This is a genomic window from Vibrio artabrorum, assembly GCF_024347295.1.
GTDB classification, from domain to species: domain Bacteria; phylum Pseudomonadota; class Gammaproteobacteria; order Enterobacterales; family Vibrionaceae; genus Vibrio; species Vibrio artabrorum.
In genome coordinates this window covers 2103744-2126190 of the sequence record NZ_AP025458.1, presented here as the reverse complement: position 1 = coordinate 2126190, position 22447 = coordinate 2103744, and the positions used below count along the sequence as shown (strand labels likewise).

18 protein-coding genes, 1 tRNA gene and 1 pseudogene are annotated in these 22447 nt (G+C 44.9%); 13 read left to right on the top strand and 7 right to left on the bottom strand.

Features of this window, described 5'->3' with window-relative positions; translation table 11 throughout:
- The first annotated feature begins 47 nt into the window (after positions 1-47).
- Positions 48-1166: a ribonuclease D gene (rnd, locus tag OCU36_RS09460; RefSeq protein ID WP_261839720.1), complete on the top strand. Its 1119-nt coding sequence runs from the start codon at positions 48-50 to the stop codon at positions 1164-1166.
- Between the two features lie 129 nt (positions 1167-1295).
- Here rnd and minE read toward each other — a convergent pair whose 3' ends face one another.
- From minE to minC, 3 genes are read right to left on the bottom strand one after another with little or no spacing between them, the layout of a single operon-like run.
- Complete coding sequence (minE, locus tag OCU36_RS09455) at positions 1296-1559, bottom strand: cell division topological specificity factor MinE (RefSeq protein ID WP_261837769.1); 264 nt, start codon at positions 1557-1559, stop codon at positions 1296-1298.
- Positions 1560-1565: 6 nt separating this feature from the next.
- Entirely contained in the window at positions 1566-2378 is an 813-nt protein-coding gene (minD, locus tag OCU36_RS09450; protein WP_008221225.1) for a septum site-determining protein MinD, read from the bottom strand.
- A gap of 22 nt (positions 2379-2400) precedes the next feature.
- The gene (gene minC, locus OCU36_RS09445) at positions 2401-3063 is read right to left on the bottom strand and encodes a septum site-determining protein MinC (RefSeq protein ID WP_261837768.1); all 663 of its coding nucleotides are present in this window, start codon (positions 3061-3063) and stop codon (positions 2401-2403) included.
- Between the two features lie 222 nt (positions 3064-3285).
- Between minC and OCU36_RS09440 the strand changes: the two genes are divergently transcribed.
- The 3 genes from OCU36_RS09440 to OCU36_RS09430 all read left to right on the top strand — a co-directional run bounded on the left by OCU36_RS09440 (position 3286) and on the right by OCU36_RS09430 (position 6541).
- Positions 3286-3576 carry a YcgL domain-containing protein gene (locus tag OCU36_RS09440; RefSeq protein WP_261837767.1) on the top strand — a complete coding sequence of 97 codons (291 nt, stop codon included), beginning with the start codon at positions 3286-3288 and terminating at the stop codon, positions 3574-3576.
- A gap of 29 nt (positions 3577-3605) precedes the next feature.
- Positions 3606-4604, top strand: a complete 999-nt coding sequence (locus OCU36_RS09435) for a lytic murein transglycosylase (protein ID WP_261837766.1) — start codon at positions 3606-3608, stop codon at positions 4602-4604.
- Positions 4605-4735: 131 nt separating this feature from the next.
- Complete coding sequence (locus OCU36_RS09430) at positions 4736-6541, top strand: cation:proton antiporter (RefSeq protein WP_261837765.1); 1806 nt, start codon at positions 4736-4738, stop codon at positions 6539-6541.
- A gap of 193 nt (positions 6542-6734) precedes the next feature.
- On the opposite strand, the gene folD is transcribed toward OCU36_RS09430, so the two are convergent.
- The gene (gene folD / locus OCU36_RS09425) at positions 6735-7592 is read right to left on the bottom strand and encodes a bifunctional methylenetetrahydrofolate dehydrogenase/methenyltetrahydrofolate cyclohydrolase FolD (protein WP_261837764.1); all 858 of its coding nucleotides are present in this window, start codon (positions 7590-7592) and stop codon (positions 6735-6737) included.
- 211 nt (positions 7593-7803) lie between these two features.
- On the opposite strand from folD, the gene OCU36_RS09420 reads away from it, so the two are divergent.
- Positions 7804-7880, top strand: a tRNA-Arg gene (locus tag OCU36_RS09420).
- Positions 7881-8134: 254 nt separating this feature from the next.
- Positions 8135-9220: a chorismate synthase gene (gene aroC, locus OCU36_RS09415; protein ID WP_261837763.1), complete on the top strand. Its 1086-nt coding sequence runs from the start codon at positions 8135-8137 to the stop codon at positions 9218-9220.
- Between the two features lie 74 nt (positions 9221-9294).
- Here the strand turns inward: aroC and OCU36_RS09410 are convergent, their stop codons facing one another.
- Positions 9295-9918, bottom strand: a complete 624-nt coding sequence (locus OCU36_RS09410; protein WP_261837762.1) for a trimeric intracellular cation channel family protein — start codon at positions 9916-9918, stop codon at positions 9295-9297.
- Positions 9919-10219: 301 nt separating this feature from the next.
- On the opposite strand from OCU36_RS09410, the gene OCU36_RS09405 reads away from it, so the two are divergent.
- The 3 genes from OCU36_RS09405 (at position 10220) to OCU36_RS09395 (ending at position 11666) form a co-directional block, all read left to right on the top strand.
- Positions 10220-10750 carry an elongation factor P hydroxylase gene (locus OCU36_RS09405; protein ID WP_261839719.1) on the top strand — a complete coding sequence of 177 codons (531 nt, stop codon included), beginning with the start codon at positions 10220-10222 and terminating at the stop codon, positions 10748-10750.
- A 9-nt stretch (positions 10751-10759) separates the two neighbouring features.
- Positions 10760-11023: a YfcL family protein gene (locus OCU36_RS09400; RefSeq protein ID WP_261837761.1), complete on the top strand. Its 264-nt coding sequence runs from the start codon at positions 10760-10762 to the stop codon at positions 11021-11023.
- A gap of 121 nt (positions 11024-11144) precedes the next feature.
- On the top strand, positions 11145-11666 hold the full coding sequence (locus OCU36_RS09395) for an NADPH-dependent FMN reductase (protein WP_261837760.1): 522 nt from the start codon (positions 11145-11147) through the stop codon (positions 11664-11666).
- Positions 11667-11786: 120 nt separating this feature from the next.
- Here the strand turns inward: OCU36_RS09395 and mnmC are convergent, their stop codons facing one another.
- On the bottom strand, positions 11787-13937 hold the full coding sequence (mnmC, locus tag OCU36_RS09390) for a bifunctional tRNA (5-methylaminomethyl-2-thiouridine)(34)-methyltransferase MnmD/FAD-dependent 5-carboxymethylaminomethyl-2-thiouridine(34) oxidoreductase MnmC (RefSeq protein WP_261837759.1): 2151 nt from the start codon (positions 13935-13937) through the stop codon (positions 11787-11789).
- Between the two features lie 56 nt (positions 13938-13993).
- On the opposite strand from mnmC, the gene fabB reads away from it, so the two are divergent.
- Entirely contained in the window at positions 13994-15205 is a 1212-nt protein-coding gene (gene fabB, locus OCU36_RS09385) for a beta-ketoacyl-ACP synthase I (protein WP_261837758.1), read from the top strand.
- Here the strand turns inward: fabB and OCU36_RS20095 are convergent.
- Positions 15202-15410: pseudogene (locus tag OCU36_RS20095) on the bottom strand (hypothetical protein). The gene fabB and the pseudogene OCU36_RS20095 sit on opposite strands and share 4 nt — an antisense overlap.
- Positions 15411-15544: 134 nt before the next feature.
- On the opposite strand from OCU36_RS20095, the gene OCU36_RS09380 reads away from it, so the two are divergent.
- The 3 genes from OCU36_RS09380 to OCU36_RS09370 all read left to right on the top strand — a co-directional run bounded on the left by OCU36_RS09380 (position 15545) and on the right by OCU36_RS09370 (position 22397).
- Complete coding sequence (locus tag OCU36_RS09380) at positions 15545-16678, top strand: 4-phosphoerythronate dehydrogenase (protein WP_261837757.1); 1134 nt, start codon at positions 15545-15547, stop codon at positions 16676-16678.
- A 12-nt stretch (positions 16679-16690) separates the two neighbouring features.
- Entirely contained in the window at positions 16691-17704 is a 1014-nt protein-coding gene (locus tag OCU36_RS09375) for an aspartate-semialdehyde dehydrogenase (protein ID WP_261837756.1), read from the top strand.
- Between the two features lie 208 nt (positions 17705-17912).
- Complete coding sequence (locus tag OCU36_RS09370; RefSeq protein WP_261837755.1) at positions 17913-22397, top strand: FimV/HubP family polar landmark protein; 4485 nt, start codon at positions 17913-17915, stop codon at positions 22395-22397.
- Positions 22398-22447: the final 50 nt, after the last annotated feature.

Here is a 22447-nt window from a genome sequence, read left to right as displayed (position 1 = left end):
TCGGCATTTTTGTATCCGACAATCAAAGTAAATCAGTGAGAGTTTTTGTGGATTATCAAATCATTACCCAAGTGAAAGACCTTGAGCGAGTTTGCCAACAAGCACGTGAAGCCGATGTTGTTATGCTTGATACAGAGTTCGTTCGTACAAGAACCTATTACCCTCAATTAGGCTTAATTCAGTTATTTGATGGTGAAACGCTGTCACTGATTGATCCTATTGCTCTTGATGAAATGACTCCCTTTGTTGGGCTGTTGAAAGACGCTTCAGTATTGAAAGTGCTGCACGCGTGTGGCGAAGATTTAGAAGTCTTCCAAAACGCATTTGGTTGCACACCAACGCCAATGGTTGATACGCAGATCATGGCGGCATTCTTAGGTTATGGCTTATCAACGGGCTTTGCGGCTCTGGTTTCAGAGTTTGTTGGTGTTGACCTAGATAAGAGTGAATCTCGTACTGACTGGCTAGCTCGTCCACTTTCTCAAAAGCAACTCGACTATGCTGCCGCAGATGTTCACTACTTGATGCCAATGTACAACAAGCTTCTCGAAAAAGTGATGGAAGCGGGCTGGTGGGAAGCGGCGCAACAAGAGTCTGATTTACAAGTGGCTAAGCGCATCCGTAAAGCAAACCCAGACAACGCTTACCTTGATATTAAAGGCGCGTGGCAGCTAAAACCTCAACAGTTAGCAATTTTGAGACCTTTAGCAACTTGGCGTCTAAAAGAAGCGATTAAGCGTGATTTGGCATTGAACTTTGTCTTTAAAGAACAAGACTTATGGGCAGTGGCTCGATTCGCGATCAAAGATCCTAAGCATATGGAGCAAGAAGGTTTTGATTACCGCTCTGTGCGTCGCCATGGCGCCAAGATCAGCTCCATCGTGAAATTGGCTGAGCATACGCCAGAAGAAGAGTACCCAGCGCCAGTAGAACGTCTGATGGACCACCCAGGTTACAAACAGCTGTTCAAAGTGTTGAAAGATGAAGTGAAAGTCGCATCGCAACACAGTGGCTTAGCAACTGAGTTTTTGGCGTCGAAGAAGCAACTTAACCAAGTGTTAAGTTGGGTGTGGAAGCACAATCGTAACCCAGAGAAGTTACCTGATGTGATGCAAGGCTGGCGTTTAGATGTGGTTGGTGAGAAGCTGAGTAAAGCGATCAAATAACCGCTTGTTGTTATACACTCGAATTGAGTGACAGTGATTCAATGACCGATACAAAAAAGAGAGCCTAGGCTCTCTTTTTTATTCCGTCGACATAAGCCACAGACGGCTGGTCGATTTCGAACAGAAAGGCTATCGCTCTTCTTCTGGAAGTTTAACGTTCAGCTCGAGTACTGAGATGTCGTCATCTTTGTGTTCGAACGTCAGATCAACCATCGACGGGTCGACATCAACGTACTTCGCAATGCACTTCAAGATGTCTTCTTTCAGTTGCGGTAAGTACGATGGAGCGGGGTCGTCATGACTACGGCGCTCGGCAACAATGATCTGCAAACGCTCTTTAGCTAGATTTGCGGTCGTCTTTTTCTGTGGTCTAAAAAACTCTAATAATGACATTGCGTATTAGCCCCCGAACAGTCTTTTGAAGATGCCTTTCTTTTGCTCCGTTAAGAAACGGAAGTCCACTTGGCTACCCAGTAGTCGTTCTACTGTATCATTGTAAGCCATACCGGCGTCGGTTGCTTCGTCAAAAATGACAGGCACACCCTTGTTTGACGCGTTCAGTACTGCTTGACTCTCTGGAATCACACCCAGTAGAGAAATGTGCAAAATCTCTTCAACGTCTTCAACACTGAGCATTTCGCCTTGGTTGACACGTGCAGGGTTGTAGCGTGTCAGTAGAAGGTGTGTTTTCACTGGCTCTAATCCGTCTTCAGAGCGTCGAGACTTCGAGTCAAGGATGCCTAAAATACGGTCTGAATCGCGAACTGAAGAAACTTCAGGGTTGGTGGTTACAATGGCTTCATCCGCAAAATACAGCGCCATCAGAGCTCCTTGCTCGATGCCAGCAGGAGAGTCACAAATGATAAAATCAAAGCCCATTTCATCCAGTTCATCAAACACACGACGAACCCCATCTTTCGTCAGGGCATCTTTATCGCGAGTTTGAGATGCAGGAAGAATGAACAGGTTCTCTGTACGCTTATCTTTGATCATCGCTTGGTTTAGCGTTGCTTCACCATTGATAACGTTCACAAAATCGTACACAACGCGGCGCTCACAACCCATGATTAAATCTAGGTTACGCAGACCGATGTCAAAGTCGATAACTGCGGTTTTTTTCCCTTTTAAAGCCAGTCCTGAGGCAATAGCTGCACTGGAGGTCGTTTTGCCTACCCCGCCTTTGCCTGACGTTACAACGATAATGCGTGCCATTCTTGTTTTCCTTTTATTTCTCTTATATTGCGATGACATCAACGTGTAATACACCGTTTGCCATACTGAACATGGTTTTTTTCTGCCAGTATTCGCTATCAATTTGGTCGCTGAGCCAGTAATTACCAGCAATCGAAACCAACTCAGCTTGTAAATCATTACAAATTATTTTCGCGTCAGATTGGCCACTTGCTCCTGCAATCGCACGGCCACGTAGCGTGCCATGAATATGGATGCTGCCATCAGCAATCACTTCCGCGCCTGCACTCACATGACTAAGAATCAGCAAATCACCATCTTTGGCATACACTTGCTGACCAGAACGAATCGGGGTTCTGACGACTTTAATCGGTGCCATTTGGGCAGGAGCTTGAGATGGCGACTTGCTTGCCGTCATCACGGCGAATCCTGCTTCTTTAGCTAGGTTTTGCATGCGTTTATCTGAGCAACCCGTTACGCCAACGGGAATCATTCCCGCTTGAGATATGCCATTTTTTAGTTGCACGAAATCAATATCGCCAACCACTTTGCTGATATTTATAACAACAGGGGCTGCGGCGAAAAACGTCGGTGCTTGGTCGACTTTCTCTTGAAGAAAAGAGACTGCATTTTCGACTTGATCATCGGATAAGTGCAAAACAGATAGCGTAAAACTACTACCTTTTAGATCTGGGTTACTAGGCATCGAAAAACTACAGGACCTCAATAGCGAATGGGTAACAATTCTTTATTAATAAAAAATAAAGGGCATTGCCTGAAACGAGACTTATCATGTTATATTCCCAAACCAAGCACAGCAAGTAATCTTGTTGTCAAATGAACGTTTTGTTCCCAAAATTTCCCTAACATAAACTATAGCTCTCGCAAGTGAGAGTTTTGTAGTCATAAACATTTAAAAAGGTTTGTCATGCTGTGTTCTATATATAAGAGTTCAAAGAAAGAAGGAACATATCTTTATATCCCCAAAAAGGATGATTTTTCACAAGTTCCTGACGCATTGATGCAAATGTTTGGTAAACCTAGTTTTGTCATGGTAATTAAAATGGACGGCCGAAAGTTAGCGCAAGTGAACATCGACAAAGTGAGAGAGTCACTCAATACCGATGGTTTCTTTTTGCAAGTTCCGCCTCCGCCTGTCAACGAACTTGAACGACACAAAGAGCGTAAAGCTCAACATAATGCTCAAGATGATGAGTGATAGTCACCCTATTCAAGGAGGAATGGTCATTGTATAAATTTTCAAAAACGATATTGGCACTATCGGCGTTACTTTTGGGTAATAGCCTAACCATTGCTTCAGTTCAAGCTGAAGGTGTCAGCTTTGAACAGTATGTGGAAACATTAAAGCAACAAGGCCGAGAGCAAGGTATTTCTGAAGCGATCATTGATGAAGCTTTCGATGGCGTGACGTTTAAGCCCAGAGCGGTGAAAGCGGACAAAAATCAACCCGAAAAGAAACTGACGTTGGATGAGTATATTCCACGAGCTGTCCCTGGTTGGAAAGTGAAACAAGCGAAATCGTTGTATAAACAACACTATCAAGCGCTAAAGCGCATTGGCGATGAATACGGTGTGCAGCCGAGATTCATTGTCGCTCTATGGGGCGTAGAGAGTAATTTTGGTCAGTTCACGGGCCATTACAGTGTTATCGATGCTTTGACGACGATGGCTTATGAGGGGCGTAGAGAAGCATTTTTCCGTAAAGAAGCGATGGCGGCATTGACGATTCTCGAACAAGGTCATATTGCCCCTAAAGATATGAAAGGATCGTGGGCAGGCGCGATGGGACAACCTCAGTTTATGCCAAGCTCATTTCTTGCTTATGCCGCTGATGGTAATGGTGACGGAAAGAAAGATATTTGGGGAACCGAAGAAGATGTCTTTGCTTCGGCGGCCAAGTATCTCAGCAAATCGGGTTGGGATGACAAATATACTTGGGGTCGTCAGGTTCATGTGCCATCAACGGTGTCTCTTGACCTACAAGGACGAGGTGAAGGGAAAGCGAAATACCTAAAAGAGTGGTCTGAACTTGGTATCAAGCGTTACGACGATCGCCCACTTCCAATGTTAGATGAAGACATCAAAGCTTGGTTGATTATGCCGGATGACGAAGCGGGTCGCGCATACCTCGTTTACAACAACTACAATGTGTTAATGAAGTGGAATCGCTCTTATTACTTTGCTTTAGCCGTTAGCCATTTAGCTGACAGAATTAAGTTTGATTAAGAGACTAACTCTGTTTTGAATAGCATTTAGCCTATCATAGGCCAAATGATATAAAGGACTCCTCGGAGTCCTTTTTCTCTGCATTTATTTTAGATTTTTGCCATTGGCAGTCCCCATATTTAGGAGGCAAAATGGATTTGTCGATCACTTCTTCCTTAGCGCTAATAGGGCTTTTGTCCTTAGCGTGCCAGTTATTAGGCTGGCGTTTACGAGTGCCTGCCATTCTTCCACTCTTGATCGTTGGTTTGCTACTCGGTCCGGGGTTAAATATCCTCAATCCTGATGTCATCTTTGGCGATGTGTTGTTCCCATTGATTTCATTAGGTGTCGCCATCATTCTATTTGAAGGCGCGTTGACCTTGAATTTCAAAGAAATCAGAGGGCATGGTCGGATGGTGACTCACTTGGTGAGTTTCGGCATGTTGATTACATGGGTGTGCATTGTTATTGGAGCTCACTACTTTGTGGATTTCAGTTGGCCATTAGCGGCTTTATTTGGTGCATTAGTTGTGGTGACAGGCCCGACGGTTATTGTTCCGATGTTGCGAAGCATTCAGCCTAAATCTTCGTTAGGCAGTATCTTGCGATGGGAAGGGATAGTGATAGATCCGATTGGCGCACTGTTTGCCGTTCTCGTTTACGAATACATTGTCTCTTCAGCCGATCCGACGAGCCATGTACTGTCCGCATTAGGGCTGACTCTGTCCATAGGTTTAAGCTTAGGGATCATCGGTGGCTATGTGATAGCCAAAATGCTGCAAGGGCATTGGGTGCCGCATTATTTGCGTAACGTAGCCGTCCTGACGTTAATGTTGGGCGCATTTTCCTTTTCAAACGACCTGAGTGAAGAGTCTGGTTTACTAACTGTGACGATCATGGGGATTTGGCTAGCCAATGTGAAAAGTTTGGATCTTGAAGATATTATCGAGTTTAAAGAAACTCTGACGGTGTTACTGATCTCAGCCCTGTTTATTCTGTTAGCGAGTCGATTGGATTCGGGGCATTTTCTCTCGATAGGTTGGGGCGGTGTGGGCTTATTAGCGGTTGTTATGCTTGTCGCTCGTCCTTTGAGTGTTTGGCTCAGCGGGATCGGCACCGATCTTACTTCAGCCGAGAAATGGTTCCTAAGTTGGATGGCACCTCGCGGGATCGTCGCCGCTGCCGTTTCTTCATTGTTTGCTATTAAGCTCCAAGAAAAGCAATTAATTGAAGGGGCGGATTTGCTGGTCCCTATGGTGTTTTTGGTCATCATTGGTACGGTTGTGATTCAGAGCCTGACTGCAAGTTGGTGGGCAAGAAGATTAGGAGTGACACAAGAGAAAGCACAAGGTGTGGTTTTCTTTGGTGCGACTCTTTTTGCTAGACAGTTAGCTAAAATCTTGGCCACACACAACATTAACAGTGTGCTTACCGATACCAACTGGGAAAGCATTCGCTTGGCTCGGATGGAAAACCTGAATGTCTATTTCGGTAATCCAGCCTCAAGCCACGCAGAAATTAATCTCGAGTTGGATGGGATAGGGCGTGCCATGATTGTTTCGCCTTATCGTCAAACGAACCCATTAGTCAGTATGCACTATCAGGGTGAATTTGGTGACAACAAAGTGTTTGAACTTGAGTCATCAGAGACTAAGCACGAAAGGCATCATGTGAGTCGCAGTAAAAACCGGCGTTTGTTTGCGGAAGGGATGACGTATTCGAAACTGAATTCGCTGATGGCTCAAGGCAGTCAAATTAAGAGTACAGGTTTAACAGAAGCGTTTGACCTTAATGAATTTAATACTCTTTACCCTAAAGCCATTCCACTTGGTGTGATTACTAACGGTGAGTTCCGCTTAGTTACACAAGGTTCTGATTTGGATAAGTTGATATCGACAGAATGCGAAATCATTAGTTTATTACCCGCTCCACAGCAGCTTGAACAAAATAAAGTGTAATAATACCAATCGTAGTCAATAACGGGTCATCCTAGCTTGTTAAAACACTCGATAACGTCGTTAGAAATTTTGATTGTAGAATAACGACTTATCGACACTTCTTATCAAAAAAGCCGCAATGAGCATGACATTGCGGCTTTTTTAGTCTGTTGACGTCACGGTAGGTGTCGCGATCTATGTTGCCGTTTGTGCGTTATTTCGAGTGAAATTGCTCACAAGCAATCATGGTGTTCTCGATTAGGCTTGCAACGGTCATTGGACCAACACCACCGGGTACCGGAGTGATGAAGCTTGCGTTTTCTTTCGCGACATCGTATTCAACGTCGCCAACCAGCTTACCTGAATCTAAACGGTTAATGCCTACATCGACCACGACAGCGCCTTTCTTAATCCAAGCTCCGGGAATGAAATTTGGTTTCCCTACGGCAACCACAACCACATCCGCTTGACGAACATGACCTTCAAGATCTTTGGTGAAGCGGTGACATGTGGTTGTGGTGCAGCCAGCAAGAAGTAGTTCTAATGTCATTGGGCGACCAACGATGTTTGAGGCACCAACGACAACCGCATGTTTACCACGTAGATCGATGTTGTAACGACCAAGCAGCGTGATAATGCCTTTTGGTGTACAAGAACGTAACTTAGGCATCCGCTGAGCCAAGCGACCGACATTGTATGGGTGGAAACCATCAACGTCTTTTTCTGGCGTGATACGTTCGAGCACGTGGGTTGTATCGATACCAGCAGGCAAAGGCAATTGAACGAGAATACCGTCAATCTCTGGATCTTGGTTTAGCTGATCGACCAGGGCTAATAATTCTGTTTCTGTTGCAGTGGCTGGTAAATCGTAAGATTTAGAAACGAAGCCAACCTCTTCACACGCTTTTCGCTTACTTCCAACGTAAACTTGAGAAGCCGGGTCTTCACCCACTAAAACAACCGCTAGACCCGGAGCACGTAATCCAGCTTCATTACGTGCTTTTACACGTGCTGCTACTTCAGAACGAACCGTTTGAGAGATTAGCTTTCCATCAATATTTTGAGCAGTCATGAATTTCCTTATTATTGATATTCAAGTTAGTGGCTGATGTTTTTGGCGCATTATTCCAGAAAATCTTTTTAATTACCATTAGGCAAACGTTTGCCTTGGCTTAATTTTCAACACCTATAGGCTTATTGCCCTTTTTTTACTCACTTAGATCATAATGTTACATAAAGCCGTTGCTTTACTGATTCTAATTCGTATAATTCGTCCCTGTAGCGCGCCCTTAGCTCAGCTGGATAGAGCACCTCCCTTCTAAGGAGGTGGTCGAAGGTTCGAATCCTTCAGGGCGTGCCATTATTTAAAGAAACCCGATAACTTTCCGAGTTGTCGGGTTTTTTGCATTTTACCTACCATAAAAACCGGTCTTTTGACGCGCGAGTCATTTTCCTTTGTTGTTTTGTTTATTTCGTTGGGTTCATCGAACAGAAAATTAAAATTGTTCGTTTTTTGGGGTTTACATCATTTAGTAATAAAGCGACTATGAATTTACGAAGAATAGACAAGTAAAGTTATTAGCCAGTCGGTTTATAGCTGATTTAGAGGAAGTAATGGCAGGAAACAGTATCGGACAACATTTCCGCGTGACCACGTTCGGAGAAAGTCACGGTATCGCACTAGGATGTATCGTAGACGGGTGCCCACCAGGATTAGACATTACCGAAGCAGACCTTCAGAGAGATTTGGATCGTCGTCGCCCAGGTACCTCACGTTATACAACGGCTCGCCGTGAAGCGGATGAAGTGAAAATCTTATCAGGTGTATTTGAAGGCCAAACTACGGGCACTTCTATTGGTCTATTGATTGAAAATACAGACCAACGCTCTAAAGACTATTCCGAAATAAAAGACAAGTTCCGCCCTGGACACGCTGACTATACCTACCATCAAAAGTACGGTGTGCGTGATTACCGTGGTGGTGGTCGTTCTTCTGCTCGTGAAACTGCAATGCGTGTAGCGGCAGGGGCAATTGCGAAGAAATACCTAAAACAAGAATTTGGTGTTGAAATCCAAGCTTACCTTTCTCAAATGGGTGATATCTCCATTGATAAAGTGGATTGGAACGAGATTGAAAACAACGCTTTCTTCTGCCCAGATGCCGACAAAGTACCAGAATTTGACCAACTGATTCGCGACTTGCTAAAAGAAGGCAACTCGATCGGTGCGAAGATTCAAGTGGTGGCGACTAAAGTGCCTGTAGGCCTTGGTGAGCCAATCTTTGATCGTCTAGATGCAGATATCGCGCACGCTCTAATGAGCATCAATGCGGTAAAAGGTGTTGAGATTGGTGATGGCTTTGATGTCGTTAATCAACGCGGTAGTGAACACCGTGACCCATTAACTCCAGAAGGTTTCAGCAGCAACCACGCTGGCGGTATCTTAGGTGGTATTTCTACTGGCCAAGATATTGTGGCAAGCATTGCGCTTAAACCCACATCAAGCATTACCGTTCCTGGTGACACGATCACTAAAGACGGTGAAGCAACGCAGTTAATCACGAAAGGTCGTCATGACCCATGTGTGGGTATCCGTGCGGTACCGATCGCAGAAGCGATGTTAGCGATTGTATTGCTTGATCACTTGCTACGTCATCGTGGTCAAAACCATGGCGTAACGACCAATACACCTCAAATTTAGCGATTGAGTAAATGAAAAAGGGTTGCTTCCTGTTGGAGCAACCCTTTTTGTTTTCTAGTGAACGCTTTATCTAATTAATGCACAGAGCTTTCAGGATCAAGCTGGAATGAAGGTAAGCGCCACTTGAACCGTACGGCCGCCATGCGTAGCAAGTAACCCACCACGAGTGTAACAGTCGTCGCGGTTACGTCGTTAATGCCCAGTTCAAGTAAACCTAGGTATAAACCTGAAGCGACAAGTGCGACAGAGGCATACAGCTCTTCGTGCAACACTAATGGTGTTTGACGACAGATAAGGTCGCGCAACAAACCACCAAAGACACCCGTGACTAGCGCAGACACCATGCAGATCATTGGGTGCAGACCCATGGTCATCGCCACTTTAGTACCAATGATGCTGAACACGATAAGCCCCAACGCATCCAAACGAATGAATAAGCCTTTTAGCTTGAGTACCCATTTGGCGAGCCCGGTTGTGATAACGCCAGCGATACAGGTGATCGCCAGATACTGTGGGTTTTCAACCCAACCTAAAGGGTAATGGCCGAGTAAGATATCTCGCACTGTACCACCGCCGATTGCTGTTGCACTGGCAACCAGCATTACACCAAACCAATCCATTTTTTGTTTGCCGGCACTGAGAGCACCGGTCATGGCTTCTGCCGTGATGCCAATGATATACAAAACACTTAGTAGCATTGCTGTAGCTCTATAATTTAGGTCTATACATTGCAGTGTTATAGGCCTTAGGGATATAAAAATGAAGCGCGAGTGTAGTAGTAAAAATGCTTGTTGACGAATGAATATTTGTACCCTGAATCAAGGTTTCAGATTAGTTGAAGTAATCCATTTGAGTAACTTGAGATTGCCTATCGCAGAGAGGGACTGCGGTGCAATAGTAGATAATGCTTGTGTTGACAGCATTACGCTTGATAGGGGCTTTACCAAGTTGAGAAAACAACGCAAAATACACCTGTTTATTTCATTTCAAGCACGTTTTATGACTCACCAATATTCAGACATTATCGATATTTTTAATCAAACTTTTTATGACAGCTTTAATACTAAATTGGAGCTAGGCGCAGATGAGCCAATTTATTTGCCTGCCAATGATGAGATTCCACATCACAGAATTATTTTTGCGCGTGGGTTCTACGCCTCTGCGTTGCATGAAATAGCACACTGGTGTGTTGCTGGTCCTGAACGTCGTTTATTAGAAGATTTCGGTTATTGGTATGAACCTGATGGTCGCACTGAGACGGTTCAAGCTGAGTTTGAAAAAGTGGAAATTCGCCCACAAGCGTATGAATGGATCATTGCGATGAGCGCAGGCTTTCCTTTTAATGTTAGCTGTGACAATCTACACGGCGATTTTGAGCCAGACCGTTTGGCTTTTATGAATAAAGTGCATAGTGAAGTCATGAGTATATTGGAAGTTGGGCTTCCACCTCGTGTCAAAATGCTCTCTGAAGCATTACGTCGCTTCTACAATGTCGAACCTTTATGTGCTAGCCAATTTATAGTGAAGTAAGAGAAGATTATGATTATCGAATTTGAAGAAAAACTCCTCGAAGTAATTGATGCTCGCATCGAAAACGCATCCGATGACGAGCTGTTTGCTGGTGGTTACTTGCGTGGTCATATTTCTCTTTCTGTGGCTTCATGTGAAGAAGAAGGCATTGAGGATGTGGCAGAAGTAAAAGCTCGCATTGAAAAAAGCCTAGATGATGCTCGCACGGAATTAACGCCAGCAGACCGCACGATCGTTAATGACCTTTGGGTTGAGCTACAAAACCAAGCTTAATCTTGATGTATTGAGACTCGTTCGAAATTTTTGAATGAGTCCGTTCATTAATTGTGATGGTGCTATTTTCTGACGACGTTATTCTAATTCTACTTAACGGAATTACTGAAAAGGTTACATCATGAAAGTTATCGCATTTGGCGCAAGCACAAGTTCTACCTCAATCAACAAAACACTCGCAACTTACGCAGCAAACTTGATTGAAGGTGCTGACGTTAAAGTTCTAGACATCAACGATTATAATGTCCCGATGTTCAGTGAAGATATTGAAAAAGAGATTGGTCAAGCGGAAGGTGCTCAAGCATTCTTGAGTGACTTAGCCGAAGCTGACGCGTTTGTTATCTCGTTCGCTGAACACAATGGTCACTACCCAGCAGCGTACAAAAACTTATTTGATTGGGCGACACGCATTGAGCGTTCAGTGTTTGGCGAAAAGCCTGCGGTTTATCTCGCGACTTCACCCGGCCCGGGCGGCGCACAAACGGTACTGGGTACAGCAACCGGTTCTGCCCCTTATTTTGGTGGCAATGTGCAAGCGTCAGTTTCCGTGCCAAGCTTCTACGATAACTTTGATTTTACGTCTGGTTCTATCAGTAACGAAGCGATCGCTCGACAAATTAAAGATGCGGTTGCTAAGCTTTAAGCATTGCTTCTTTTAGCGCATCCGTTTAGAACAATACGAACAACAAAAAGCCCGAGGGACATAACGTCGCTCGGGCTTTTTAGCTTTTAGTTTCAGAGGCCAGAATCGCTGAACTAGAAACTACGGGTTGGATTTAGAGTGCTTGTCAGCAACCCATCCAGCCGTTAATGCTTTTCCTTTTCGCAGTCTGCGTACCCACATACGACTTGGGTGAATCGCCTCAAGCACATCAACAGGTAAAGGAAGCGGATCGCCACAGATTTGTGATGCTAATACTTCTGCCAATAATGGCGTAGAGCTTAAGCCACGTGAGCCTAGCCCGATAAAGCAATAAAGGTTAGGGAAGCTAGTGACCGTTTCAACATCCTCAACCGAGTCACGCTGCGGGTTGAAGTTGTGGAGATCTTGGTACTGCTCCTTAATGGCTTCAAAGTCACCGACGTTTCCGACAAACGGAAGGTGGTCACGGCTTACACTTCGGATACCTTGGCGCGATAAGTTGCCACTGGTATCGACATCTTGTGTCCATGCTTGGTCCGGCAATGAGGTTTGAAGGCGCTCACCATTGTGCTGTTGAACATCAATATCAAATTCTTGGTCGATATTGGTTTTGTCGTAGTTCGCACCAATGCAGTGGTGGCCGTTATTTGGATTCTGCGGCGTTAAATAACCATCAAAACACAACACAGTTTTTAGTTTACTGAGATTTTCCGTGGTTGGGATATGGCTCACTTGCCCTTTAACGGGCGTCAAAGGAACGGCGCGAGTTTGTTCAAATTGGGTGAACTTGTGCCCATTCGCAACCACGACTTGGTCGTGCTGAGTTTGAATTTCACCTTGTGGCGTATCAATGGTTAGTTGCCATTGCTGTTCAGTTTCGAGCCACTTTAACTCTGTGACTTGGTGCTGATAGTGTGTGCTTACTTTATTGGTCTGTTCTAACTTGCCAATAAGACCTTGAGTCAGTTGAAGCGGGCTTAACCACCCACCCAGCGGAAAGTAAACACTCTCTTTGTCGACCGGTAAGCCAACCTTTTCGTTGGCTTGCTCTGGTGATAAACGCTGAATCAAGTCGGTGTGGAAATTGCCTTCCAACATACGATTGAGCTTCTTAGTCGAACCCTCATCCCACATCAAAATGTTCACACCACACCAGTTATGATCGAATTCAATAGCTTGCGCAGCTTGATTGATGAACTGACGAGCAAACAGCAGCCCTGGGCCAAATATGCGAGAGACGTTCGATGTTGCTTCGCTCAATAGCGGATAAATCGCGCCTTGGTTATTACCAGAGGCATTACCTGCAGCTTGTGGGTGTTCACAGTAAAGGGTGATGTTCTTACCTCGGTGGCTTAAGGCTTTTGCAAGCGCAGCACTGGCGATACCACCACCGATAATGGCGATGTCTTGCGAGTCACAGTGCTCTGATAAGCCATACCAAGGTTTGATGTTGGTGTGCGGGTGCTTCTCGCCAAGTCGGCCGGCAATCATCTCTCGCTTAGTGCCAAAGCCCTTGACCTTTTTCATGGCAAAGCCAGCTTCGATTAAACCGCGGCGAACAAAGCCAGCTGCGGTGAAGGTGGCGCAACTGCAATCTTGTTTCGCGAGCTTGGCCATGCCGTTGAATAGGTTTTGGTTCCACATCTCAGGGTTTTTACTTGGTGCAAAACCGTCTAAGAACCAAGCATCAACCAAACCTTTACGTGGGGTTGGTACGTTAGGCATGCAATCTTTAATATCACCAAACCATAAATCAAGCGTGATAGCCCCGTCACCCAGTACAATGCGGTGACACTCAGGCAGAGCAATAGGGTAGTGTTGTTGCAGTTGTTCTGCGTATTGCGCTAATTCTGGCCATGATTGGTGGGCTTTGATGAGATCTTCTTTATTTAAAGGATATTTTTCAAAACTGATGAAATGTAACTCTTTGGTCATCGCTTGAGGGTTATCCTTGAGGAAAGTATCGAACCACTGCCAGACTGCAAGAAAGTTAAGACCAGTGCCAAAGCCGGTCTCCGCTATCACAAAACGACGGTGGTTGTGCTCAAGCCAACGCTCTGGAAGGTGGTTTTGCTTTAAAAAGACGTAGCGAGTTTCTTCTAAACCATTAACATTGGAGAAGTAAACATCGTCAAATTGGTCTGAGACTGGCGTGCCAGACTCATTCCATTCCAGTTCTGCATTCGTAATTGAGGTCATAAAATCTATCATTTTGTGATTTGAAGCGATATGTTGATAGAGATTGTACGAATTTCTGGGAAAGCTGACCACTTTTGTTAAGCTTCTTAGTTATTATCTAGCTGAATTTAGAATTATAGGAATGTCACATGAAACGAGTCGTAATCACCGGTATGGGTATTGTTTCAAGTATCGGTAACAACGTCGAAGAAGTTTTAGCATCACTGAAAGAGGGTAAATCTGGTATTACCGCTTCAGAGCAGTTCAAGGAACAAGGCTTGCGCTCTCAAGTTTGGGGTAACCTAAAAATGAACCCTGCTGACCATATTGATCGCAAAAAAATGCGTTTTATGGGTGATGCAGCGGCATTCGCATACCTTTCGATGGAACAAGCTATTGCTGATTCAGGTTTAACGGAAGATCAAGTCTCTAATGACCGTACGGGTATCGTTGCGGGTTCAGGTGGTGCTTCATCTCTAAACCAAGTTAACGCGGTAGACATTATTCGTGAGAAAGGCGTGAAGCGCGTTGGCCCATACATGGTGCCACGTACAATGGCTTCTACGGTTTCGGCTTGTCTAGCAACGCCTTTCAAAATCCGTGGTGTGAACTACTCAATGAGCTCTGCCTGTGCGACATCTGCACACTGTATTGGTCACGCAATGGAGCTTATCCAATTAGGTAAGCAAGACGTTGTATTCGCTGGTGGCGGTGAAGAACTGGATTGGTCTCTGACGATGATGTTCGACGCAATGGGCGCACTTTCTACTAAGTACAACGACACACCAGAACAGGCTTCTCGTACTTACGATGCCGATCGTGACGGTTTCGTTATCTCTGGTGGCGGCGGCATGCTCGTTATCGAAGAACTTGAACACGCTGTTGCTCGTGGTGCAAAAATCTACGGCGAAATCGTAGGCTACGGTGCAACTTCAGATGGCTACGACATGGTTGCTCCTTCTGGTGAAGGCGCGGTTCGTTGTATGAAGATGGCAATGCAGAACGTTGACAGCGTTGACTACGTGAATACTCACGGCACTTCAACACCAGTGGGCGACGTGAAAGAACTTGGCGCAATCCAAGAAGTCTTTGGTGGCAACAGCCCTGCTATTTCTGCAACTAAAGCGATGACCGGTCACGCTCTAGGTGCCGCTGGCGTACACGAAGCAATTTACTCAACGCTAATGCTCGATAACGGCTTCATCGCTCCAAGCATTAACGTTGCAAACCTAGACGAAGCAGGCGCAGGCCTAGACATCGTAACGGAAACTCGTGAGCAAGAGTTAACGACTGTGATGTCTAACAGCTTTGGTTTCGGTGGCACGAACGCAACACTGGTTATCAAAAAATACCAAGGCTAATCGAAGCTTAGGTATAGAAATTGAAAGGTTTCCAGAGCTTGACCCGGACTGACTTTGGTTAGTACGGGTTGAACAGACGCAAGACTCTGTCTCCTGGAGAGCGAGATAGGATCCTTTTGTTCTGGATATTTGCCCGGTTGTTTATTCAATCGGGCATTTTTCATTTCTGAGCTGTACGATCTTCAGTGCTGACTCCATTTGGCATTATGGTGTCATAACTGCCAATATCGCCCTTATTTATCATGTATTCCAATTGCGACTCGACACCGTGTGTGGAATTTTGCACAATCGTTTCAATTCACATTTAGGTCGACAGACCCCAACAAAAGTACTCGCCAAATGAAAATCTTAATCGACGAAAATATGCCTTACGCTGAAGCGCTTTTTAGCCAGCTAGGGGAAGTGACAATGAAGCCTGGTCGCACATTAACGGCTGACGACCTCGTTGACGTAGACGCTTTGATGATTCGCTCTGTTACTAAAGTAAACGAGTCATTGATCAGCAAAGCCAATAAATTGAAGTTTGTCGGTACTGCGACGGCTGGTATGGATCACGTTGACCAAGAATTGATGAAAGAGCGTGGCATTTTCTTTACCGCAGCACCGGGCTGTAACAAGGTAGGGGTCGCGGAGTATGTGTTCAGTGCGATGATGGTGCTGGCTCAACAACAAGGCTTCTCTGTTTTCGACAAAACGATCGGTATTATCGGCTGTGGTCAAGTCGGCAGTTACTTAGCGAAATGCTTGGCAGGCATTGGTATTAAAGTACTGTTGAACGATCCTCTAAAACAGCAAGAGGGTGATACTCGCGAGTTTACTGAGCTAGAGACTCTGCTTGAGCAATCAGACGTTATTACATTGCATACACCCATCACGAAAACGGGTGAGTTCCCAACGCATCACTTAATCAATGAGCAAGTGCTGAACAACTTACGTGCTGACCAAATCCTGATCAATGCCGCTCGCGGTCCTGTGGTCGATAACCAAGCGCTAAAAACTCGCTTGCAAAAAGCCGACGGTTTTACTGCGGTTCTTGATGTGTTTGAATTTGAACCGGAAGTCGACATGGAACTGCTTCCACTGCTTGCTTTTGCAACCCCTCACGTAGCGGGCTACGGTTTGGAGGGTAAAGCGCGCGGTACCACGATGATCTTCAACAGTTATTGTGAGTTTTTAGGTACTGAACAGCGTGCTTATGCAAGTGACTTATTGCCGACAGCCCCGATACCTCAGATGAAATTAGATAGAGCTTGGGATGAAGCAACACTGCACAATTTGACTCAGTTGATCTATGATGTGCGCAAAGACGACGCGGTATTCCGTCGCAATATTGCTACGCCAGGGTCTTTTGACAAGATGCGTAAAGAATATTGGGACCGAAGAGAGTACAGTGCAGTCGAGTTAACGGGCGATGAATCTTGTCATTTAACGCCGTTATCTAAACTCGGTTTTATGGTAAAGCCAACTTTATAAAAGAGAGAAACAATGAGCCAAGAATTTAATATTGCTATTTTAGGTGCGACTGGTGCGGTTGGTGAGACCATTCTTGAAGTACTTAAAGAGCGTAAATTCCCTGTCGGTGAAATGCACTTACTAGCAAGTGAACGTAGTGAAGGCAAAACTTCCCGTTTTAACGGCAAAACAATACAAGTACAAAACGTAGAAGACTTCGACTGGTCTCAAGTACATATTGCATTTTTCTCTGCAGGTAGCGAACTTTCAGAGCGTTGGGCGCCAATCGCTGCGGATGAAGGTGTGGTTGTTATCGATAACACATCATGTTTCCGTTATGAGTACGATGTTCCTCTGGTGGTGCCAGAAGTGAACCCTGAAGCGATAGCTGAATTCCGTAACCGTAACATCATCGCAAACCCTAATTGTTCTACGATTCAGATGGTCGTCGCACTGAAACCTATCCACGATGAAGTGGGTCTTGAGCGTATTAACGTTTCAACTTACCAATCGGTGTCTGGTGCAGGTAAGCCCGGTATCGATGAGCTAGCGGGTCAAACGGCTAAGCTTCTTAACGGTATGCCAGCTGACAAGTCAGCATTTTCACAGCAGATCGCGTTCAACTGTATTCCTCAAATCGATGAATTTACAGAGAACGGCTACACACGTGAAGAGATGAAGATGGTTTGGGAAACTCAAAAAATCTTTGCTGATTCGTCAATTACAGTGAACCCGACTTGTGTTCGTGTTCCAGTGTTTTACGGTCACGCTGAATCTCTACACATTGAAACTCGCGCGCCAATTGCTGCAGAGCAAGTGATTCAGCTTTTAGAGAACACGGAAGGTGTTGAAGTTTTCCAAGCTTTAGACTTCCCCACTCAAGTTCGTGATGCAGGTGGTAAAGACCACGTGATGGTGGGTCGTATTCGTAACGACATCAGCCATCACAGCGGGGTAAATATGTGGGTGGTTGCTGATAACGTTCGTAAAGGCGCAGCGACAAACGCAGTTCAAATCGCTGAAGTTTTGATTCGCGATTACTTCTAAGCTTCGCTGAATAGAGAAATAAGCCTCACTCATTAGTGAGGCTTTTTTAATCGATTAAAAATATCATTCATTAAATTATGTGAAATTGCTGCGAATATTGTCTCTGCAACACATTTTTTGTTTTCATCTCTATAGTTTTACGTCATTTATCCGATATATTTAATAGTTCATCACTTTATCCGAATTTAAGCACCTAGCTGAGCCTTTTATGTTTCAAATTTTTAAGCCATGGTTAATGCCTTTTGCCGTTATCATTGCGACTCAGATTTCCGTTGTTCGTGCAGATTCCATTCGAGTTGTAGGGCCTAATGGCCAGATACAATCAGCGCCTACATTTTCAGAACCTGTTCAAAGAGCATCGCAGTTTAGTGCCTTGAATCGCGTGAGTGAACCTTCTCGTTTCTATGGCCCTACTCGTGGGTCTGAAACTCTATGGTCTATTGCCTCAAAATTACGCCCAGATAACTCTGTTTCGGTTCAACAAACCCTGTTGGCGATTTATCGATTGAACCCTCAAGCGTTTGAAGATCAGAATATTCATAGTTTGCTGCCAGCCAGTCATTTACGAGTGCCTTCTATAGAGCAAATACGTGCGAGCTCTACACAGCAAGCTATCAATATTATGAATTTGCATCTTGCTAAGCTCGATGCATCTACGACTAAAGCTGCCGTCTCAAAACCTAAATTGACTCAAGTGCCAAGCCAACAAGAGACAAAAGCTCAATTATCAACATTAACTGAATCCACTCCGGATAAAAAAATAAGCACACCTGAAATCGCTAAAAAAACCTTGTCCCCAACTAAAGATATGGACAAGTTAGAGACGCAGTTAGAGCCTTCGAAAGCAGAATTGTTGTCATTGGAAGCGAAAAACCACCAACTCCGTTTAATGTTATCTAACGTTCAGTCTGAGGTTGATGTACTTAAAACCGAGTTGAGTGATGAAGATCGTATTCGTAGCGAAGTTGAAAAGTTACTCGCTGAGGAGCGTAGAAAGAGCGCTGAAATTGAAAAAATGACACCAACAGCGATGGACCAACTGCTATCGAATGGTTGGTTAGTCGCCGCTCTTGCCATTATTCCAGGTCTTTTACTTGGCTTAATCATAGTGATGCTATTGGGTCGCCGTTCTAAACAGGATGATCAACAGCAAACAACGCAAGACCAGCCAATTCAATCGGAGCCCAATCTTGTTGCGCCAATTATTTCAGACGATGAAATAGGCGATTTTGATAACGAGCTGTCTCTAGACGAAGAATTGTTCGGTACAGAAGATGAGGCTAACAAGCTATTTGACGATCAAGCGTTAGTTGAAGAAGACGATGTATTTTCTGGTTTGGATGAGTCGGATCTCAACTTCAATCTTGACGGTGAAGATGATGATCCGTTTGCGAGTATTGGTGAAAATGGTGATTTAGATACTACCTTCGATGAGCTGGAGTTAGACAGCAGTAATGGAATCAGTGTCAATGGTGGAGAGAAGGCGCTTGGTCTTGAAGAGATGGAACGTGCACTCGACGAAACCGTTGAAAGTGCACTCGATTCTGATGACGTAGATTTTGACCTTTCTGATGATAAACCGATGTCTGCCGAAGATATCGAATATCTGTTAGCTCAAGAGTCAGCAACGGAGGATTTAGGTTCGAATGAATTAGATCAGTCGTTATTGGATGATTTGTTCGCGCTTGATGACGAAGATGACGACAGCTTTGATATTGATGCGTTGATCTCTGAGGAGCAAAACGATTCTAATCTACCATCGGGCACGCCAGCGACGGATGATTTCGATATTGATGCTCTGATTTCAGAGCAACAGGATAGCTCGGCTTCAAGCGATTTAAACACCGATGATTTTGATATTGATGCCTTAATCTCTGAACAGCAAGGCTCAGGGCCTGCGGCTCCGACTGCGAATGATGATATTGACGATATATTTGCTCAAGTTGCAGCACAGCCTGAACAACCGACCGAAAGCGAGCAAGCTCAAGACAGCATTGAGCTGCTTGATGAGCAATTGGCAGCAAGTGACGTTGACCTAAGTAACTCAACCGTTCTCCTTGACGAAATACTGGAAGACGAACCTGATGAGGATTCTGACGACGAACCTTTAGGCTTTGATGAGCTGTCTGAACTCGAAGAACTGTCAGGTTTATCAACCGATGGTGAACTAAACATCGCTGAAGACAGCACGGAAACGTTGGATGAATTGATCAGTGATTCTGATGATGACTTCGAAATCGCTGCAGAGAGTACCGATTTACTTGATGATTTCCTTGATAATGAATGGTCAGGTGATGAGCTTTCATCGGATGGTGACGACGATCAACAATTGGAGCCTCTCGACCCGTTTGATGACTTATTGACCCGTGGCATTGAGGACGAACTCGAATCAGAGGAACAGACCTTTGATAAAGTGCTAGACGCTGCTTTTGATTTTGACAAAGCCAATGATGATCTTATTAAGGATTCAGGTGTTGAACCCAAACCGGTAAGCACTCAGGCGGCTGACCTTGCTCCCTCAGAAGCCGAGTCAGTACAAGCTAACGAGCGAAGTGAAACATTACAGCCAGAACAACATTCAGCCAGTGATGAACCGTTCGATTCGGAATTTGCGGAAAACAATGTTGCGGTTAAGTCTGAAAATGACGAAATGTTCAATAGTGATGATTTTATTGATGATTTGTTTGGAGTAGCACCTGCAACCGATGCTCTGCTTGATGACTCATTAGAAACCACCGACGAAGCATTGATTGATGAGTTGATGACGTCTGATGACAGCGATTCGATAGACGCTGTTGAAGAGCCAGTTGAAGCAACAATCGACAATGCTTCTGAGCCAGAAATGCCTTCTTTGGATGTTACGGAGGCATTGCCTGAAGAGAGCCTCGCACCTGTTACAGACGATGAATTCGGAATCGATTCACTGCGTTCTGACAATGCTGACTTTGAAGCCCCTGATTTTGACGAGCAGGCTCAGGAAGAAGCCGAGCCGCAAGAGCTTAAGCAGGAACAGCCTGTCGCACAAGGCCGTGATGAAGACTCTTTATCTAGTTTTGGAACCGCAGCCTCACCATCGTCTTTAAATGATCTTTCTGAAGTGGATGAAGAGACGGTTGAAGATTGGCTAGCAGAAGCGATCGACGATGTAGAATCGCCAACGAACATTGATTCTGATTTTGACTTTGAACCGAAAATTCAAGGTAGCGATCAGTTTGAGGATGTTGTTGAATCCATGCCAGAGCCAGAGCCAGAGCCAGAGCCAGAGCCAGAGCCAGAGCCAGAGCCAGAGCCAGAGCCAGAGCCAGTTCGTGCTGTAAATATGCCAGAGATCATTCCCAACGAGTTCGGCGTTCCTGAAGACGATGATTGGTTGGTGGAAGAAGATACCATTAAAGGCGACGTGTTAGAGAAAGCGGATACTGACGTTGCTCCAGAACCTGTCGTCGCCGCAGTTGACTCTCAAGCAGACACTGCATCACCACGTAACGCCGAGCCCCAAGCGGAAACACAGTCTGAAGTGACGTCACAAGTCAGTGAAGACGAATTCTCTTTTGAAGACTTCGAATTGCCTGAGTTTGATGAAGAAGATGCGTTAGCGGAAGTGCTTAGCGAACCGGATGAAGTACAGTTAGAACAAGACTTAACTGATAGTGCAGAGACCTTTGAGTTTGATGATCTTGAGCTACCTGAATACGACGAAGAGAGTGCAAAAGCGGATTCAGTACTCGACGACATCGAACAAAGCCGTACTGAGCCTGTAGCGGAAGAAGAAGGTGTAGAGTTAGATGAATTTGATTTACCAGAATATGGTGAAGACGAAGCTCTCTCTGACGCGTTTGCCGAGAAGCTGACACCATTAACATCTTTCAGTCCGCAAGGCGAAGAGCAAGATGCGCTGCATGACTTATTTTCAAACCCAAATCGATTCAGTCATATCGATGAGTTTCCGGACTCAGAAGGCTCCGAATTAGCGAGCTCTGTACATTCAGACGAATTACTGAATTCACGTTCAGAACCAAAATCTGAACCAACAAGGGTTCAAGATAATCCGTTAGAAGGTTTGGATGATTTTGATGAGACAGCTCTGGCTGAGTTGCTTGCTGAGGATGTGCAAAGCTCTGTCGACAACATGTTCAATAAACCATTGGATGAGACATCGATCGCTAGTGCGGGGCTCGATATTGATGCGATGCTTGAAGCGGGTGGCGAAGATTGGAAAGGTTTTAATTTAGCGCCAGAACAACAATCAAGCATGCATGTTGATGTCCCTGAGGATCAACAAGATATTTGGGCATCGGTAGAGCAACAAGTTGAGCCTAAAATCAAAGAAGAAAATTGGGCACAGCAAGATAACTTAGCAGAGCCCGGTCACCGTCATGATAAGCAGTACATGACGATTGATGAGCTGATGGCTCAAGTCGAGCAAGAAGGCGAAGGCAGCAATAATCCAGATGACGAAGAGTTAAAGTTGGACGTTGGCCTTAATGAGTTCCCTGATGTTATCGGCGATATTGGTAATTTTGATGTGGATAGCAATGCAGAAGCGGCGGGTAAGCTTGATTTGGCTAAAATCTACATTGAGATGAGTGATTCTCAAGGGGCGATTAAGCTCTTAGAAGAGGCGATAGTAGACGGCAGTGATGATATTCGCCGAGAAGCGAAGAATCTTATTGATGCGTTAAACGGTCGATAAACTCAACGATCCATAAAGGTAATACGGGTTCTCCTTTATTTTAGACTGGT